The organism is Corallococcus sp. RDP092CA (genome assembly GCF_041903675.1).
Taxonomy (GTDB): Bacteria; Myxococcota; Myxococcia; order Myxococcales; family Myxococcaceae; genus Corallococcus.
The window spans coordinates 183,167-199,337 of the sequence record NZ_JAYESI010000003.1; the positions used below are offsets into that span (position 1 = coordinate 183,167).

Consider the following 16,171-nt stretch of genomic DNA (forward strand, 5'->3'; position numbering starts at 1 on the left):
CACCCCAGGCTGACCGAGACAGGCACAAGGGACACCCAAGATGATCCGCTACATCGATGACCTGCAGTTGACCGGCAAGCGCGTCTTCATCCGCGTGGACTTCAACGTCCCGCTGGAGGGGCGCCGCGTCACCGACGACACCCGCATCCGTGAAGCGCTCCCCACCATCCGGCGCGCGCTGGAGATGGGCGGCAAGGTCATCCTGGCGTCCCACCTCGGTCGGCCCAAGGGGCCGGACCCCAAGCTGTCCACGGTGCTCGTCGCGGAGAAGCTGGCGGAGCTGCTGGGCGGCAAGCACGAGGTCATCCACGCGGACGACTGCGTGGGGGACAACGTGAAGAAGCAGGTGAATGACCTGAAGGCGGGGCAGGTGCTCCTCCTGGAGAACCTGCGCTTCCACAAGGAGGAGGAGGCGAACGACGAGGCCTTCGCGCGCGAGCTGGCGGCGCTGGCGGACGTCTACGTCAACGACGCGTTCGGCACGGCGCACCGCGCGCACGCGTCCACGGCCGGCATGGTGCCCTTCGTGAAGGAGAAGGCCGCCGGCTTCCTGATGCGCAAGGAGATCGAGTACCTGGGCGACAAGGTGCTGCGCAATCCGCGGAAGCCCTTCGTGGCCATCCTGGGCGGCTCCAAGGTGAGCGACAAGATCAAGGTCATCGAGAGCCTGCTGCCCAAGGTGGACGCGCTGCTCGTGGGCGGCGCCATGGCGTACACCTTCCTGAAGGCGCAGGGCATCGAGGTGGGCAAGAGCCGGGTGGAGGAGGGCGACAAGCTGGCGCTGGCGGCGAAGCTGCTGGACACGGCCAGGCGCCTGAAGACGCCGCTGGTGCTGCCCATCGACCACGTCGTGTGCGCGGACCCGGACGGCAACGGCCCGGTGCAGGAGACGCCGGACCAGGAGATCCCCGCGGACATGATGGGCCTGGACATCGGGCCCAAGACGCGCGCGATGTACACGCAGCGCATCCGCGACGCGAAGACGGTGGTGTGGAACGGGCCCATGGGCCGCTTCGAGGTGGCCAGGTTCGCGGAGGGCACGCGGTCGGTGGCCGCGGCGATGTCCATCAACAAGGACGCCACGACGGTGATTGGCGGCGGCGACAGCGCGGCGGCGGTGGAGCAGATGGGCTACGCGGACAAGATGAGCCACGTGTCCACGGGCGGCGGCGCGTCGCTGGAGTTCCTGGAGGGCCGGGAGCTGCCCGGCATCAAGGCGCTGGAGACGAAGTAGGGCACCACCCACGCGGTACGCACCGGGGGAGACACCACGATGGCTCGTCGGAAGATCGTCGCTGGCAACTGGAAGATGAACAAGACGGTGCCGGAAGCGCTCGCGCTGGTGCGGGAGCTTCGCGGCGCGGTGGCGGCGCTGGGCGACAAGGTGGAGGTGGCCATCGCGCCTCCCTTCGTCGCGCTGCAGCCGCTGCACGTCGCGCTGGAAGGAGCGCCCATCCAACTGGCGGCGCAGAACTGCCACTGGGAGCCCTCGGGCGCCTTCACGGGCGAGATCAGCGCGCCGATGCTGGTGGAGCTGGGGTGTGCCTACGTCATCGTGGGGCACTCCGAGCGCCGTCAGTTCTTCGGTGAGACGGACGCCACGGTGAACAAGCGGGCGAAGGCGGTGAAGGCCGCCGGGATGACGCCCATCCTCTGCGTGGGCGAGACGCTGGCCGAGCGCGAGGCGAACCAGACGCTGACGGTGGTGGAGCGCCAGGTGCGGGGGGGGCTGGACGGCTTCTCCGGGGCGGACGTGGCCGGTTTCGTGCTGGCGTACGAGCCGGTGTGGGCGATTGGCACCGGCAAGACGGCCACCACGGCGCAGGCGCAGGAGGTCCACGCGGCCATCCGGAGCCTGCTCGGCCGGATGTACGACGAGGGGACGGCTGGCCGGGTGCGCATCCAGTACGGAGGCAGCGTGAAGCCGGACAACGCGGCGGAATTGCTGGGGCAGCCGGACGTGGACGGGGCGCTCGTGGGGGGAGCGAGCCTCAAGGCGTCGGACTTCGTGGCCATCGTGAAGGCGGCCGGCTGAAGTCGTCGGGCCCGTTAGAAGTTGTCACCCGTTGACCACTTTGTGTAGGTTGCGCCCTCTTTCCACGGAGCGTCTGGAAGCCCCATGCTGACCTTCTTCACGATCGTGCACGTCCTGCTCTGCGTGTTCATGATCTTCGTCATCTTGCTGCAGCCGGGGAAGGACGCCGGCATGGGCTCCGCCCTCGGTGGCGGCGCCGCGACGAGCGCCTTCGGTGGGCGCGGAGCGGTGACCTTCTTGAGCAAGCTGACGGGCGTCTGCGCCGGCTTGTTCTTCCTGACGTCGCTGGGCCTGTCGATGGTGGGCCTGCGTTCGTCGGTGGCCGCGGGTTCGGTGGCGACGCCGCCGGCGAAGACGGCCCCGGCGACGCCGGGAGCCACCACGCCGCCTCCGGCGGCCCCGGGCGCGGTGGAGCAGGAGCGTTCCGCGACGCCGCCGGCGGAGGGCCAGGAGGCTCCCGCGCCGACGACGCCGGCTCCGGCGCCCGCGCAGTAGCCGTCAGGAAGCATCGGATTCACGCGACGGTTGAAATGGTTGTTGCGTGAATCCACGGGGTCCGGTAGATGGACCCCGCCGAATGCCCAGGTGGTGGAACTGGTAGACACACCATCTTGAGGGGGTGGCGCCGAAAGGTGTGCGGGTTCGAATCCCGCCCTGGGCACTCCGAACAAGAGCCCCCGAGTCGAAAGACTCGGGGGCTTTTGTCTTTGCAGTGCGGCTCAGCGCTCCACGTCAGGCGTGCTGAGCGGCCGGCGCTGGTGCTGTTCCTGATGCCCCGGGAACATGGAGACGAAGAACTCAGACCAGCCGCCCATGCGCACCCGGAGCACGTCGTACTTCTCCGGGTCCTTCGACGCCTGCTCGAAGGTCTCCGGGTTGGCGCAGGTGATGGTCAGGATGTTCGAGCCCTGTCCCCGGGCGAACGCGTGCAGCACCCGCTCCAGCGAGCCCACCGGGAAGTCCTCGCGGATGTTGAAGTCCGTGGGCGCTCCGCTCGTGAAGCCCTCCGCTCCCGTGCCGGTGTAGCCCGACAGCGCTCGCACGAAGCCATCCTCCTGATGATCCACTGGCTGGTCCGCGATGCTCGGTGACGGGCTCAGGTCCGAGGCCAGCGGCTCCCCGAGTCGCCGTCCATCCGCGGAGGCGCCGCAGGTCGCGCCGAACTCCACGTAGTTCTCGAAGGTGCCGGCGCCCGGTTGGATCTGGAACCCGCCGAACGGCTTCTCCGGTGTCCCGAACCTCTTCGCGAGGTCCACCATCTTCTGGGCCGTGGGCTCGGCCGGCTCCGTGAAGACTCGCACCACCGTCTCCGCCACTCGCTGGATGAAGGCATTGCCGAAGCGGTCCACCTCTTCATTTCCCCGGCCGTATCGCGGCTGCGCCAGCGCCACCTGTCGCAGGTCCCGGAAGCGCTGCGCCTTCGCCTCGATGCGCGCGGGGCCCGCGAAGGTGCTGATGAAGGGCTCGTCCATCTTGTAGCCCCAGTCGCACAGCAGCGCCTCCACCAGCTCCGGCAGGGACGTCACCGCCGTGTCCCGCTCGAAGACCATCTTCCGGATGGCGTACAGCGAGTTGATGGCCGTGGAGAGGGCCGTGATGCACGGGGCCACCATGTTGTAGCGGGCTCCACCCCCGTATAGGTCCAATCCCTTGTCGATGCAGTCGTCCACGAACACCGACAGCAACGGCGACGGGCATACGGCGCTCATTGTTCCGAAGACGCCCACCAGGCCGTCCGCCTGCTTCGCGTACATCCAGCTCAGGTGCTGGAAGAACAGGTCCTGGAGCTGCTCGAACGACTGGATGGCCGCTGGAGGAGGCGAGGAGAAGGAGACCCGCTGGCCCCGGAAATACATGGGCCCCGCCGAGCTCCAGGCCTTGCCCTGGTTGAGCGCGGCCTCCAGCGGTGACAGCGCCGTCATGCCTCCCAGCGTGAACCAGTTCTGCCCCACGATCTGTGGCTCGTAGCAGCCGTCGCAGGCGTAGTCCCTCGCGGCCTGGAGCGCCACCTCGCTCCTCCACGCGCTCCCGGCCTTCTGCGCCACCGGCGTGGCCGCCGTGGGCTGCGTGCCCTGGCCCACACGGTCACCGCTGTGCCGCATCCCGGGGATGATCTTCTCGTCGCTGAGCAGGATGGGGTGCGCGCCGCCGCTGAGGATTGCCAGCGCCGCCTCGTGCAGGTACTCAGGAGGGATGTCCTTGCGCACGCGCAACGACAGGCACGGCGCGTTGAGTGGCAGCCGCCGCGCCGCCCTCAGGCAGAGGAGGGTGACGCGGTTGTACGCGGGCCGACCCTCGCCGGGCGTCTCGTCCGCGACCGTCCCTCCCACCGTCACCTGCTGGATCCACTGGTTGTTCGCGGCGCCCTGCGGATAGTTGCCGCTCATGCCGCCCATCGCCAGGTTGCCGAAGGGCTGGTGGTCCTCCACGAACTGGCGGTTGAGCAGCACCTTCTCCCCCAGCTTCACCCAGAAGCAGTCGATGATCTCCTGCGCCTGCTCGTCATCCAGCACGCCCGCCGCCACGTCGCGCTCGTAGAACGGGTTGAGCAGCTGATCCAACCGGCCCACCGCCGTGGGCTCGCCAATGAGGTGCAGGCTCGCGTGCAGCGTGAAGAGCAACTGCGCGGCCTCGAGCATCGTCTGGGGGCGCTCCGTCGCCAGCCGCTGCATCCGCTCCTGGATCTTCAGCAGGTTGTCGCGCTCGGCGTGCTGCCCCAGGGGCAGCTCCGCGGCCAGCTTGCCCGCGAGCGCCGCATAGGCCAGGCAGTGGTCACGCACGCCCTCCAGCGACAGCACGACGCCTCGGTAGAACTGGCGCTTGCCTTCGTCCTGGGTCGCGTCGTGCCGCTTCTGGACGTCCGCCATCAGCTCGCCCAGGCCCCGGTCCAGTGCTCGCTGGAAGCCCGGCACCAGGTGGCCCACTCCCGACGCGGAGCTCAGCCCGGCGAAGAAGTTGCCCAACTCCTCGTCCTTGCGCGCGTAATCAATGACATACCGCCCCTGCCCGAGCCCCAGGTTGGGCAGGGCCCCCACGATGAGCTCCACCGGGTGGATGCGGTAGGTGTCCGCGCCGTTGTACCAGTTGCCCTGCGCGTCCTGACGGCGGCCTCGGAAGCCGTAGGCGTCGCTCGCGAAGACCTGCCCCAGGCTGACCTTGATGGTCCACCCCATGCGCTCCACGATGGAGAGCCCCATCACCTCCCGGGCCTTCGCGGGGCCGTACTGGCGCGCCACGTAGGCGCACAGGTGCTCCAGCTCCGGCTGCGTCCGGTTGACGTACCAGCTGTCCTGCCAGCGGGAGAACGCATCTGACAGCAATTGCAGCACCCGGTTGGATGGCGGCTGGTGCGTCCGGCGCTTGTCCCCGGACATCGTCGCCATCTGGAACAGGTAGTTCTTGTGGTTGTAATGCATGTATCCATTCGACGAGGCCACGTCGAAGTGCCGGTCCAGCCGGCTCCAGTCCACGCCGGGGAAGCGCCTCCAGTCCTGCTGCTCCACGCTCTGGAGCTTCACCGGGTCCAGCCCCAGGTCCGCCTGGCTGGGGATGTAATAGAAGCCTCCCAGGTTGGAGCGGACCTCGGAGAGCAGCCGGTCCCTCATGAAGCCTCGCTGGTCTCCAATCTGCTGGTTCATGATGGCTTCGAGCGCGCGGACGCTCCGGGCATAGCCCGCGAAGTAGATGCCCGCCTCGTCCCGGAGGCTGGCCCCCTTGGCGCGCAGCTCCGTGTTGTGCACCGTGTCCGCCTGCCCGAAGGGCAGTCCCAGCCGCAGCACCTGCAGCGTGTTGCCCTGGGCGTCCTGCACCCGGGCGCTCTTGATGTGGCTGCGTTGGTCCTGGCTGGGGATGAGGATGTCCTCCGTGGTGCGCCCCAACAGGTCCTCCACCTGCTGGGGGCTCATGTCCAGCAGGTGCTCCCAGTTGATCTCGAAGCGCTGTGCGAGCACGAACGAGGCGCCCAGGTGCGCGGGGTCCTCGAACCCGACCAGCGTCTGCTCCTGGATGGAGACCGGGTCGGACGGGTTGTTGAGGTTCTCCGCGAAGCGGCAGCCCAGCACCTTGCCGCCGCGCTTGTCCGGGCGCGTGGACTTGGTGGCCGCCTTCTGGTGGTCATGGGGCGTGGCGCGCACGCAGCGCGCCTGGTCCTGGAGCCGCGCGCGGATGAACTCGAAGACCGCGTCGCAGTGGGCCTCCTCATCGGACTTGATGTGGAACCACAGGTCGCCTTGCGAATCGACGAACGTCCCGTTCGAACGGGAGAACACCGAGGACCGCCAGGCCTGCGAGGACTCCTCCGGGAAGGCCAGCTTCATGCCTTCGGGGAGGTCCGTCCCTTCCTCTGCGCACCACTCCTGCCAGAGCCGGAAGCCCACGCCGACGATGGCGGTGGTGTTGGCGCTCCCGTAGCGGGTGTGGATCTCCTCGCGCACGTCCCGCATCAGCTTCTGGAGGAGCGCCCGGGTCAGCGGCTCGCCGGTCCCGTCCGGCGTGCGCCAGAACGTCGTGAACACGGCATACGGCGACGGATAGACCAGACCGCGCTGCACCAGGGACCAGAGCTCGTGGCTGAGCTGGTTGCCCTGCTGCGTGGACAGCGACTTCGCGGACGGGTGCTCTGCTGCAAGGACTGACGACGTGCGCATTCGGCGTCTCCCAGGCGGGTCGGAGGGGCATGTCTGTCCATGCTCCCCTCGGGGACGTGCCATCTATCAGGTGTGAACAATCCCTGCCATGGGGCGGGAGGCCGAAAGGCGATGTCAGGGGAACCCGCTAAGTGGTGTCCGCTATGGCAATGATTGTGGGATTTCGTTGGTCTCGGCGCATGGAAGTCGTGTGAATTTGTTTGTGTTTGATTGGACTGCCTGGGGTATGGCTGGAAATGCGTGATTGTCGATGTGTCGGGAATAATCGTGAAATTTCGGCGGGACGTCTCAGCCCTGGGGCCGATGTGAGGGGGGGCTTCGGTTTCACGGGGAGCGTGGGTTACGCTTCGGGGCGATCCGGCGGAATGGGACCGCCGGTGAGGGTCGGGGTGTTTCGTGGAAGAAGAGATCGTCTATCGGCACACGGTCGAGGGGGTGTTTCGTTCCATCGGTGACCGGCTCACTCCGGAGCTCCGGACGAAACTGAACGACGTGGGCCTGGACCTGGACACGCAGTCCCCTCGCAATACGTCTCGGACCGTCTTCGCGGACGCGCTGCGCGTCACCGTGGAGCACCTGTTCCCGGGGCTGGAGGTGAGCGAGGGCTACCGACGGCTGGGCGTGGGCATCATCCAGGGGATGGAGCAGACCGTGCTCGGCAAGTCGCTGGTGTCCATGTGGCCCATCTTCGGCCCGGAGCGCGTCGTCGTCCGCATCCAGGAGAGCTTCGACACCGTGAACAATTACATGCGGTCGGAGCTGCTCACCCAGGGGCCCGGTCACCACATCATCCGCGTCAATGAGTGCAACGGGAACCCGGGCTACCTGCGCGGGCTCATCGAAGCGGGGCTCACCAGGGCCGGTGCCCGGAACCTGCGCGTCGAGCCCTTCGACTTCGACGGCCACGCCTGCTCGTACCGCATCCAGTGGGCTCCCAATTAGAACAGCGCAGGAGCGAAGCTCCGTCGCGCTCGACACCGAGTGCTGTGTTTCACGCGGTGCGAGTCCCGCGTGCGCACCGAGGACTCCCCAGGGTCCCCCGGGGAGTCGTTCCCGGCGCATCAGGCCAGGTCGAACAGCAGGGCCTCCAGCGGCTCGGTGGCGGTGAGCACGAGGCTCGACTCGTCGGACACCGCGACGCCGTCACCGGCCTTCAGGGCCACGCCGTTGAGCGTGCCCGCGCCCCGGGCGACCTGCACCCAGGCGTGGCGCCCCTTGGGCAGCGTGTACTCCGCCTTCTCGCCCGGGCTCAGCAGCGTGCTGTGCAGCAGCACGTCCTGGTGGACGGTGAGGCTGCCTTCGCGGGCGTCCGGGCTGGCCACCACGCGCCAGTGTCCCTGTCGGTCCTTCTCCGGGAAGCGCTTCTGCTCATATTCCGGCTTCAGGCCCTTCCGGTCCGGGAGGATCCAGATCTGCAGGAAGTGGACGTCCTCGTTGGAGCCGTTCAGCTCGCTGTGCATCACGCCCGTGCCGGCCGTCATGCGCTGCACCTCGCCAGCGCGCAGGATCCCCTGGCCTCCCGTGCTGTCCCGGTGCGCGATGGCGCCGCTCAGCGGGTAGGTGATGATCTCCATGTCCCGGTGCGGGTGTGTGTCGAAGCCCTCGCCAGACTGCACGCGGTCCTCGTTGATGACGCGCAGGGCGCGGAAGCCCATGTGCTCGGGGTCGAAGTAGCTGGCGAAGGAGAAGGTGTGATGCGAGTCCAGCCAGCCGTGGTTGGCATGTCCGCGGGCTTCAGAAGGTCGAACGTTGAGCATGGTGTGTGTTTCCTTTCGCGGCACAACATGCGCCCCGGAACACCCCCTGGCCAGACGTGAACCTCGGGACACATCGTTCCATCCACGGAACGAAACGCGGCCACTGTCTCAGCGCTTCGCCCGCTTGAGTGCTCCCTGCTGCTGGGGCCAGTGCTCGCGCAGCACCTCCACGAAGGCCATCACCTTGGGCACGTGGTGGCGCGTGGGCGGGTAGACGGCGTGCACCGGCGCGCCCGCGGAGCTCCAGTCCGGCAGCACGCGCTGGAGCCGCCCGGACGCCAGGTCCTCGCCGCACTGGAGGCCCGGCAGCAGCGCCACCCCGGCGCCTTGCAGCGTCACCGCGTGCAGCATGTCCGGCTCGTTCACCACCAGCCGGCCAGAGACCTTCACGTCGACTGGGCGCCCGCTCGCGTGCAGCGTCCAGACGTTCCCCCGCAGCGAGGTGCCGAAGAAGAGGCAGTCGTGCCTCACCAGGTCCGCCGGCGACCTCGGCGCGCCCCTCGCCTGGAGGTACTCCGGCGCGGCCACGACCACGCGCTCGATGTCTCCCAGCCGCCGCGCCATCAGCGACGAGTCCGGCAGCCGTCCGGCCCGCACCGCCAGGTCGAAGCCCTCCTCCATCAGGTCCACCGCGCGGTCCGTGCAGAGCAGCTCCACCTGCACGTCCGGGTACTGCTCCATGAAGCGGGCCACCAGCGGCGCGAGGAAGCTGACCGACAGCGGCGTCGTCACGCGCAGGAGCCCGTGTGGGCCCGCCTGGAGCCGCGTCACCGCCAGCTCCGCGGCCTCCGCCTCCGCGACGATGCGCTCGCAGTGCGCGTAGTACGCGCGGCCCACCTCCGTCAGGTGCAGCGTGCGCGTGGTGCGCTGGAGCAGCTGCGCGCCCACGCGCTCCTCCAGCTCCGACACCTTCCGGCTGACGGTGGACTTGGGCATGCGCAGCGCCTTCGCCGCCGCCGTGAAGCTGCCCGCCTGGACCACCCGGGCGAAGACGAGGAGTTCGTTGAGGTCCATGGCCCGTTCCCTCGGGTGCACGGGTGACTGTTCCAGTGGTGGAACAGTGCATCCTGTCCGTCCCGTCTAATCCGGAACGTGGGGGGCCGCTACCTTACGCCTCGTTGAAACACACTGCCGCTGCCGCGGCGCCCACGACAAGGAAGACGACCATGGCCTCGACCCTCTGGAACATCGACACCACGCACACGGGCATCCACTTCACCGTCCGGCACATGGTGGTGGCGAAGGTGCGCGGCAGCTTCACGAAGTTCGGCGGCACCCTCACCCTGGATGACGCGAACCCGGCGGCGTCGTCCGTGTCCGTCTCCATCGAGGCGGCGAGCATCAGCACCGGCGTCGAGCCGCGCGACAACCACCTGCGCTCGCCGGACTTCTTCGACGTGGAGAAGTTCCCCGCCATCACCTTCCAGAGCACGAAGGTGGAGCCCTCCGGCAATCACCTGAAGGTGACGGGCCAGCTCACCATCCGCGGCATCAGCCGCGAGGTCGTCCTGGAGGCCGAGCAGCTGGGCATCGCCAAGGACCCGTGGGGCAACACCAAGGCCGCGTTCGAGGCGAAGACGTCCATCAACCGCAGCGACTTCGGCCTGACCTGGAACCAGGCCCTGGAGGCGGGTGGGGTGCTGGTGGGCGAGAAGATCGAGATCGCCCTCGAGGTCCAGGCCGCCCAGGCGCAGTCGGGCGAGAAGGCGGCCTGAACCCCGGCGGGGCTACTCGACGTCGTAGGACGTCAGGACGAAGTGCACGTCCGACTCCGCGCCCGAACCGACCGTCGCGGTCGCCGGGCGCGCGAGGTCCGTGGTGAACGACACGCCCTCCGGCCCCACCAGGTCCACCTGGTAGGTGCCGGGCAGCAGGTAGTTGAAGTCCGCCACGTAGCGGGTGTCCGTGCTGGCGCCGAAGGTCACCGTCTCGCGGCTGCCGTCGGCTGAGGCCGGCGGGAAGGCCCGTCAGGTCGCCAGCTTCGCCTTCAGCGTGATGTTCACCCCGGCGAGCGCCTTGGAGACGGGGCAGCCCTTCTTGGTCTCCTCGGCGATCTTCTGGAACTGGGCGTCGTTGGCGCCGGGGACGGCGGCCTCGGTGGTCAGCGCGATGGTGGTGATGGCGAAGCCGTCCCCCTCCTTGTCCAGGTGCACGTCCGCGCTCGTCTGGATGCGCGTCGGCTTCAGGCCCGCCTTCTCCAGCCCCACCGACAGGGCCATGGAGAAGCAGCCGGAGAGCGCCGCGCCGATGAGCTCCTCCGGGTTGCTGCCCTGCTGACCCTCGAAGCGCGTGCCGACCGAGAACGGGACGTCCGAGCCGTGGCCGGGCTTCATGGCGCCCTTGCCGTCCTTGAACCCGCCGCTCCACTGCGCACTGCCCTTGCTGATACCCATGGCGTTCGCCTCCCCATGCGTGGCGCGGCGCCCTGCCGCGTCCGGCGCGTCTTCGCGCGCAGGAAGGTAGGGCGCTCGCTGGTGCGGGGCGGTCCTGCTGGCGGATGCGCGCCGGGTTCTGCAAGGGAATGGACGCTCCCGTGCGCGAAGGCCCGGGTTCTGGACGGTGGGCGACAGCGGCGCGGCCGGAAACCGTCTGAGGACCCGCGCGCGGAGCCGCTGGAGGGCCCCGTCGTCGATGTCGGTGGCCAACCACCTGACCCGTGGGTCCTACCGCCTCCGCGAGGCTCGGCGTGAAGGAGCCCAGCCCGGCTCCACCGCGTCAGGAAATGGAACACCGCCAGCGGACGAAAGAGAGCCATTGCGAGCACTGGGGCGGAAAAGGAACAGCGGGGTCAAAGTCAAACATCCCGGTTGCGCCGGATATCGCTTTCTGCCGGACTGGGGGACGCGAGGCATTCCAGCCTCCGCCGCCTGGAGCACCCTGCATGCGAAACATGATCCGCGCCTGGGTCGTGACGACCTTCTCCGTGGGCCTCCTGACCGCCTGTGGCCCCGCGTCGGAGCCGGACGCGACGCCGCAGGCCGGTGAGGCCGCGCAGGTAGAGCAGGGCATCGGCAAGACGCCCAACTGTGCCATTGGCGAGTACCTGGCGGAGCAGGTCAGCTGGTCCTCGACCTGCGGCGCGTGTCGCGAGGTGGGCGGCGACGGAAGCTGGCACAACGGCGACTACGGCCGGAGTGGCACGCTCTACCAGACGTGCTGCGGCGACAACGGCTGCGGCAGCTGGCAGGTCATCCGGCCGGTCTGCATGGGCTGCTAGGCATTGCCGCTCCGGGCCTCGGCCGCGTTCGCGACGAAGCCCGTGAGGAGGTCCTCCGGCGGACCGGAGGGCTTCAGCGCCCGCGGGGTCAATCCGCGTTCACGCGATCGGAAGGGTCGCGGCCCAGCGTGGGAGCCTCTCCGGTCTCCGCCAGGGTCTTGAACCGGCGCAGCGCCGTCATCACCCGCTGGGTGGGGATGGCGCGCAGCCGCTGCGCCAGCGCCTCCACCAGCGCGCCTCCTGGCGGAAGGAAGCCCACGTGCAGCGTCACCTCCGTGTCCAGGTCCGCCGGGGTGGGCCGGAAGCGGACCCAGCCGCGGAGCCTCACCGCGCTGTCCTCCGTGGACTCCCAGCGGATGAGCTCCGCCGGGCGGTCCTCCACGACGCGGGAGTCGAATCGCAGCCTGCGTCCCAGCAGCTCGTGGAGCTCCCAGTGCCGGCCGTCGCCTTCCGTGGGCGTGACGTCCGCGAAGCCCGCCATCAGGTGGCTCAGGGTGGAGGGCTCACGCCACAGGCGGTAGAGCGCCTCCGCCGGACGGCCCACCGTGAGCGAGTGCTCCACCTCGATGAAGTGCCCGCGCCGCGCTCTCTCGCCCGCCCCCTCGCGGCGCGCCGTCCGGCCTTGCAGGCCCCGGTAGAGCAGGGCGCCGCCGGCCAGCGCGACCACCGTCCCCCCGAGAGAACGGCGCTTCAGGCCCAGGGACATCAGCGCCGCCGCGACCACGGCCGTGGCGGCCTTGCTCCATTGCCCTGCGCGAACCCCCTCGAAGGATTCTTCTCCCCGGGACCGGATCTCCTGCAGGGCGGTCGTCATTCGTGAGCTCTCCATGGTTCCTCCCGGCCTGACGCACAGGAGGGTGATGCAAGGGCGTCAGGCACTCCCGCGAACCTTGGGGCCGCACCGCGCGAGGACAACCGCGCCCGGGGCAGGGCCGTGGGGACCGGCGGCCCTGCGCTCCTCTCCTCAGTGAAGGGGCGCGGCGACCGGCGTGTGGATGTGCTCGGGACGGAGGCCCAGGCCCACCAGGCGCGCGGGGATGCGGCGCAGCGCGGGGATGCGCTCCACCCAGCGGAGGGCCAGCGGCAGCCGGCCGTCGCTGAAAGCGTGCTTCCGGAGCGCCGGGTCCACCACGCGGTCCTGGATGAACACCTGCGCCCGCTGGGTGAGCCGGGTGGGGAGCTCGCGGCGCCGCTGGACGCGGCGCAGGTCCTCGGTCGTGACGTGCCGGGCGAGCAGGGGCCCCGCGAGCAGGTTGGCGGCGGCCACCGCGTCCTGCACCGCCAGGTTGATGCCCACGCCGCCCACGGGCGACATCGCGTGCGCCGCGTCGCCGATGCACAGCAGGCCGGGCCGGTACCAGGTGCGCAGCCGCTCCACCCGCACGGTCAGCAGCTTCACGTCGTCCCAGCTTCGGAGCTCGCCGGCGCGGTCGGCGAGGAACGGCACGCGGCTCACGAACTGCTCGCGGAACGACTCCAGGCCACGCGCCTGAAGGGCCGCGGTGCCGCCCTTGGGGATGACCCGGCCGCACTGCCACCGGTCGCCCTGGTTGATGAGGAGGAAGAGCTCGCCGCGCTCGAAGCGGCCCAGGGGCGGGTCCGCGTCATCCGGCCTGCGCGTCACGCTGAACCAGAGCACGTCCATGGGCGCGCCCAGGACCCGCACCTCCAGGCCGGACCGCTCCCGCAGCGTGGACTTGCGGCCGTCCGCCGCCACCACCAGCGACGCGTGCACGTCCAGCGGGCCCCCGGGCGTCCGTGCGCGGACCCCGGTCACCTCGCCGTCGCCGTCGCGCATCAGCTCCGTCACCTCCGCGCGGCGGAGCAGCTGGAAGCCGGGATACAGGGCGGCCTTGCGCGCCAGGAAGTCGAGCAGGTCCCACTGCGGCATGAACGCGAGGAAGCGCGCGTGCGTGGGGAGGTGGCGGAAGTCCCCCACGGTGATGTCGTGCCCGTCGACCTGGAAGCGCAGGTCCACGACCTTCGAGTGGGGAAGCGCGAGCAGCTCGTCCAGCCAGCCCAGCTCGTGCATCAGCTCCAGCGTGGAGGGGTGGAGCGTGTCGCCCCGGAAGTCGCGGAGGAAGTCCGCGTGCTTCTCCAGCACCTTCACCTCCACGCCGGCCCGCGCCAGGAGCAGCCCCAGCATCATCCCCGCCGGGCCGCCGCCCGCGATGCAGCACTGCGTGGTGAGCGCCGGGTGGGCCATGGCCGTCCCTCCTCGATGGAAGCTTCCACCCGCCCGTCTGCGGGGCACCTGGAGGCGCGGACGATGCGGCGTGCGGTGCCCGACAATCGCACCGCGAGGCGCGGAGCGGGATGTCGCCCACCGGTCCGTTGACGTGAATGCCTTCTCCCCGCTGCGCCTGGACCCGCTTGGGTCGGGCGCCTTCCCCCAGAGCCCAGGAGCCACACGATGGAACCGGATGACAACAGCAACGCGCCTTCACGTCGCCAGGTGGTGGGCGGGCTGGCGACGGGCATCGCCGCCGCGTTCGTCACGACGCCCGCCGCGGTGGCCACTGACGCCGGGACGGCCACCGCGCCCGCGCAGCCGCTGCGGAACCCCGTCACCCTGTATCCGAAGCCGCCCTTCGAGAGGCAGTCACAGCCCTGGCCGGGCCTGGCGGGCAGGATGAACCCCCGGCCGGACTAACGACCCACGAAGTCCAGCAGCACGATGTAGTGCGTGGCGGCCGCGGCGATGACCATGAGGTGGAACACCTCGTGGTAGCCGAACACGTGGGGCACCGGATCCGGCCAACGGCGCGCGTACACCACCGCGCCCACGGCGTAGAGCATGGCCCCGAAGAAGAGCCAGCCCACCCGGCCCTGGCCCATGACCGTCGGGAGGTTCCAGAACACCGGGGCCGCCACGCAGCCCAGCGCCACGTAGAGCCCGGAGCGCAGCCCTCGCGACGCGGAGATGCCCGCGAGGGTCAGCGTGGCGCCCGCCAGCGCCGCGCCCCACATCAGCCAGAGCAGCCGCTGACTCAGGCCCCCCATGGGGTCCAGGGTCGCCAGCGGCGTGAAGCTCCCCGCGATGAGGATGAAGATGGCCGCGTGGTCGAACCGGCGGATCCGCTGGTACATCGCGGCGCTCCAGGTGGGCCAGTGGTAGCCCCCGCTCACGCCGAACATCAGCACCAGGCTGCCGCCGAACACCAGGTTCGCCGCGTACTGCATGCCCTGCACCGGCACCTGCGCCAGCCGCACGCAACCCAACAGCGCCGCCACGAACGCGATGACGTGGGACAGACCCCGCAGCCGGGGCTTCATGCTCGCTTCCATGGCGGTGCTCGTACTTCCCGCACGTCATGGCTTCGTCAGCGTCCGCGCGCCGCCGCGCCCGGACGTCGCGGGGGCGACGCATCGCCCCGGGCGAGTGTTGCCAGGTCGTCAGCGCGCGGCCCGGGATGGGACGCGGCACGCGGCGTGGCCCAGGATGACGTCCCCGTCGACGGTGCTCGTCGGCGTGGGCGTCCAGCCGGCGCGCAGCCGCGCGTCCAGCAGCTCATCGGCGGTGGGGCGGTGGTCCCACACGGAGACCGAGGTGACCCCGCCCAGTCAGGTGGTGTCGAAGACGAGGTAGCGCTCCTCTTCCCAGGGCAGCACCACGTCGTGGGTGAACTCGTCCTGGACCACCACCTCCGCCACGTCGCGCGGCGGCGTGCTCGCGAAGCCCCAGCGCACCACGTCCTGCAGCAGGGCGAGCGGCGCGAGCTGCCGCTCCAGGGCGGCGCGGCGCTCGGGCGGCAGTCCGGAGTGGTCGCTCAGGGGCACCATGGCCCGGAGTGTAGCCGAGCCGGCCGCGGCCTTCACGCGGTCTCGGGACCTGGCTGGCCGTCCAGCGTGCCCGAGCGGAGCGCGTTGCCCGCGGCGCTCGACATGACCTCCGCCAGCGCCTGCACGGCCTGGGTGACGGTGCGCGTCTCCTCCACGGCCTGCAGCGTGCGCTGCATCGCCCGGACAGCTCCTGGATGGCCAGGGCGATCTGGTGCGTGCTCGAGTCCTGCTGGGCCACGGCCTGGGTGATCTGCCGCACGCTGCCGCTGGTGTCGCCGATGATGCGGGTCAGCTCCTGCAACTGGGCGCCGGAGGTGCGGACCGCGTCCAGGCTCACCTGCACGCGCGCCTCGCCCTGTTCGCTCGTCCGCGCGGCCTCGCGCATGCTCAGGCTCACGCCGTCGAGCACGTCGCGGATGCGCTCGGTGGCGCGGATGGACTGGTCCGCCAGTCGACGCATCTCCCTGGCCTCCACAGGGCGGACGGGCCTGCGAGGGCTCGGCGTGGTGCCGCCCTCGACGGCGCGCGGAATGAAGACCGAGGCGCCTGTACCCAGGTCCCATGCGTGTCTTCAGCACAGCGCGAGCATGCCCGCCGTATCCGAGGTTGCCTGGGAACGGGAGCTGGGCCGCTCGTGGGGTAGCCGAGGTGGAGCATGGCGGGCTCCCGCCTGACTGTTCCTCCCGCGAGGGTGGGGCGGAACGCCCCGGCTGGGGCAATTCGGGCGGAGGTC

17 protein-coding genes, 1 tRNA gene and 1 pseudogene are annotated in these 16,171 nt (G+C 70.0%); 8 read left to right on the top strand and 11 right to left on the bottom strand.

Features of this window, described 5'->3' with window-relative positions:
- The first annotated feature begins 40 nt into the window (after positions 1–40).
- The 4 genes from pgk (at position 41) to U8525_RS05110 (ending at position 2,696) form a co-directional block, all read left to right on the top strand.
- Entirely contained in the window at positions 41–1,234 is a 1,194-nt protein-coding gene (gene pgk, locus U8525_RS05095; RefSeq protein ID WP_374261802.1) for a phosphoglycerate kinase, read from the top strand.
- A gap of 39 nt (positions 1,235–1,273) precedes the next feature.
- The gene (gene tpiA, locus U8525_RS05100; protein ID WP_374261804.1) at positions 1,274–2,035 is read left to right on the top strand and encodes a triose-phosphate isomerase; all 762 of its coding nucleotides are present in this window, start codon (positions 1,274–1,276) and stop codon (positions 2,033–2,035) included.
- An 84-nt stretch (positions 2,036–2,119) separates the two neighbouring features.
- Positions 2,120–2,530, top strand: coding sequence for a preprotein translocase subunit SecG (gene secG / locus U8525_RS05105; protein ID WP_374261805.1), 411 nt, complete (start codon positions 2,120–2,122; stop codon positions 2,528–2,530).
- A gap of 84 nt (positions 2,531–2,614) precedes the next feature.
- Positions 2,615–2,696: transfer RNA gene (locus tag U8525_RS05110), tRNA-Leu, on the top strand.
- A gap of 58 nt (positions 2,697–2,754) precedes the next feature.
- Here U8525_RS05110 and U8525_RS05115 read toward each other — a convergent pair.
- Entirely contained in the window at positions 2,755–6,681 is a 3,927-nt protein-coding gene (locus tag U8525_RS05115; protein ID WP_374261807.1) for a Dyp-type peroxidase, read from the bottom strand.
- Between the two features lie 396 nt (positions 6,682–7,077).
- Between U8525_RS05115 and U8525_RS05120 the strand changes: the two genes are divergently transcribed.
- A complete protein-coding gene (locus U8525_RS05120) occupies positions 7,078–7,623 on the top strand; it encodes a DUF2378 family protein (protein WP_374261809.1) in 546 nt (181 codons plus the stop codon).
- A 119-nt stretch (positions 7,624–7,742) separates the two neighbouring features.
- On the opposite strand, the gene U8525_RS05125 is transcribed toward U8525_RS05120, so the two are convergent.
- Both U8525_RS05125 and U8525_RS05130 read right to left on the bottom strand, forming a co-directional pair.
- Complete coding sequence (locus U8525_RS05125) at positions 7,743–8,438, bottom strand: pirin family protein (RefSeq protein ID WP_374261811.1); 696 nt, start codon at positions 8,436–8,438, stop codon at positions 7,743–7,745.
- A gap of 108 nt (positions 8,439–8,546) precedes the next feature.
- Positions 8,547–9,452 (bottom strand): LysR substrate-binding domain-containing protein, encoded by a 906-nt coding sequence (locus tag U8525_RS05130; protein WP_374261813.1) that lies wholly within the window; start codon positions 9,450–9,452, stop codon positions 8,547–8,549.
- Positions 9,453–9,604: 152 nt separating this feature from the next.
- On the opposite strand from U8525_RS05130, the gene U8525_RS05135 reads away from it, so the two are divergent.
- On the top strand, positions 9,605–10,153 hold the full coding sequence (locus tag U8525_RS05135; protein ID WP_374261815.1) for a YceI family protein: 549 nt from the start codon (positions 9,605–9,607) through the stop codon (positions 10,151–10,153).
- Between the two features lie 12 nt (positions 10,154–10,165).
- On the opposite strand, the gene U8525_RS05140 is transcribed toward U8525_RS05135, so the two are convergent.
- Both U8525_RS05140 and U8525_RS05145 read right to left on the bottom strand, forming a co-directional pair.
- Positions 10,166–10,363: a hypothetical protein gene (locus U8525_RS05140; protein ID WP_374261817.1), complete on the bottom strand. Its 198-nt coding sequence runs from the start codon at positions 10,361–10,363 to the stop codon at positions 10,166–10,168.
- 42 nt (positions 10,364–10,405) lie between these two features.
- The gene (locus U8525_RS05145) at positions 10,406–10,831 is read right to left on the bottom strand and encodes an OsmC family protein (RefSeq protein ID WP_374261819.1); all 426 of its coding nucleotides are present in this window, start codon (positions 10,829–10,831) and stop codon (positions 10,406–10,408) included.
- Positions 10,832–11,319: 488 nt separating this feature from the next.
- Between U8525_RS05145 and U8525_RS05150 the strand changes: the two genes are divergently transcribed.
- Positions 11,320–11,655, top strand: coding sequence for a hypothetical protein (locus U8525_RS05150; RefSeq protein ID WP_374261821.1), 336 nt, complete (start codon positions 11,320–11,322; stop codon positions 11,653–11,655).
- Between the two features lie 88 nt (positions 11,656–11,743).
- Here U8525_RS05150 and U8525_RS05155 read toward each other — a convergent pair whose 3' ends face one another.
- On the bottom strand, positions 11,744–12,469 hold the full coding sequence (locus U8525_RS05155; RefSeq protein WP_374261823.1) for an SRPBCC family protein: 726 nt from the start codon (positions 12,467–12,469) through the stop codon (positions 11,744–11,746).
- A 150-nt stretch (positions 12,470–12,619) separates the two neighbouring features.
- Positions 12,620–13,861 (bottom strand): FAD-dependent oxidoreductase, encoded by a 1,242-nt coding sequence (locus tag U8525_RS05160; RefSeq protein ID WP_374261825.1) that lies wholly within the window; start codon positions 13,859–13,861, stop codon positions 12,620–12,622.
- A 207-nt stretch (positions 13,862–14,068) separates the two neighbouring features.
- Here U8525_RS05160 and U8525_RS05165 point away from each other — a divergent pair, with 207 nt between their 5' ends.
- Entirely contained in the window at positions 14,069–14,308 is a 240-nt protein-coding gene (locus U8525_RS05165) for a hypothetical protein (protein ID WP_374261827.1), read from the top strand.
- Here U8525_RS05165 and U8525_RS05170 read toward each other — a convergent pair.
- The 4 genes and pseudogenes from U8525_RS05170 to U8525_RS05185 form a co-directional block, all read right to left on the bottom strand.
- Entirely contained in the window at positions 14,305–14,931 is a 627-nt protein-coding gene (locus U8525_RS05170) for a hemolysin III family protein (RefSeq protein ID WP_374261829.1), read from the bottom strand. The genes U8525_RS05165 and U8525_RS05170 overlap by 4 nt on opposite strands.
- A gap of 120 nt (positions 14,932–15,051) precedes the next feature.
- Positions 15,052–15,195 (bottom strand): hypothetical protein, encoded by a 144-nt coding sequence (locus U8525_RS05175; RefSeq protein WP_374261831.1) that lies wholly within the window; start codon positions 15,193–15,195, stop codon positions 15,052–15,054.
- Positions 15,196–15,219: 24 nt separating this feature from the next.
- Positions 15,220–15,474 carry a hypothetical protein gene (locus U8525_RS05180; protein WP_374261833.1) on the bottom strand — a complete coding sequence of 85 codons (255 nt, stop codon included), beginning with the start codon at positions 15,472–15,474 and terminating at the stop codon, positions 15,220–15,222.
- Positions 15,471–15,913, bottom strand: a pseudogene (locus tag U8525_RS05185) (methyl-accepting chemotaxis protein); the annotation flags it as partial. The gene U8525_RS05180 and the pseudogene U8525_RS05185, both read right to left, overlap by 4 nt.
- Positions 15,914–16,171 lie beyond the last annotated feature (258 nt).

What these genes read in the sequence shown, in the direction of transcription:
- pgk (WP_374261802.1), top strand. Translation starts at nt 41, where the DNA reads ATGATCCGCTACATCGATGACCTGCAGTTGACCGGCAAGCGCGTCTTC.
- tpiA (WP_374261804.1), top strand. Translation starts at nt 1,274, where the DNA reads ATGGCTCGTCGGAAGATCGTCGCTGGCAACTGGAAGATGAACAAGACG.
- secG (WP_374261805.1), top strand. Translation starts at nt 2,120, where the DNA reads ATGCTGACCTTCTTCACGATCGTGCACGTCCTGCTCTGCGTGTTCATG.
- U8525_RS05115 (WP_374261807.1), bottom strand. Translation starts at nt 6,681, where the DNA reads ATGCGCACGTCGTCAGTCCTTGCAGCAGAGCACCCGTCCGCGAAGTCG.
- U8525_RS05125 (WP_374261811.1), bottom strand. Translation starts at nt 8,438, where the DNA reads ATGCTCAACGTTCGACCTTCTGAAGCCCGCGGACATGCCAACCACGGC.
- U8525_RS05130 (WP_374261813.1), bottom strand. Translation starts at nt 9,452, where the DNA reads ATGGACCTCAACGAACTCCTCGTCTTCGCCCGGGTGGTCCAGGCGGGC.
- U8525_RS05135 (WP_374261815.1), top strand. Translation starts at nt 9,605, where the DNA reads ATGGCCTCGACCCTCTGGAACATCGACACCACGCACACGGGCATCCAC.
- U8525_RS05145 (WP_374261819.1), bottom strand. Translation starts at nt 10,831, where the DNA reads ATGGGTATCAGCAAGGGCAGTGCGCAGTGGAGCGGCGGGTTCAAGGAC.
- U8525_RS05150 (WP_374261821.1), top strand. Translation starts at nt 11,320, where the DNA reads ATGCGAAACATGATCCGCGCCTGGGTCGTGACGACCTTCTCCGTGGGC.
- U8525_RS05155 (WP_374261823.1), bottom strand. Translation starts at nt 12,469, where the DNA reads ATGACGACCGCCCTGCAGGAGATCCGGTCCCGGGGAGAAGAATCCTTC.
- U8525_RS05160 (WP_374261825.1), bottom strand. Translation starts at nt 13,861, where the DNA reads ATGGCCCACCCGGCGCTCACCACGCAGTGCTGCATCGCGGGCGGCGGC.
- U8525_RS05165 (WP_374261827.1), top strand. Translation starts at nt 14,069, where the DNA reads ATGGAACCGGATGACAACAGCAACGCGCCTTCACGTCGCCAGGTGGTG.
- U8525_RS05170 (WP_374261829.1), bottom strand. Translation starts at nt 14,931, where the DNA reads ATGAAGCCCCGGCTGCGGGGTCTGTCCCACGTCATCGCGTTCGTGGCG.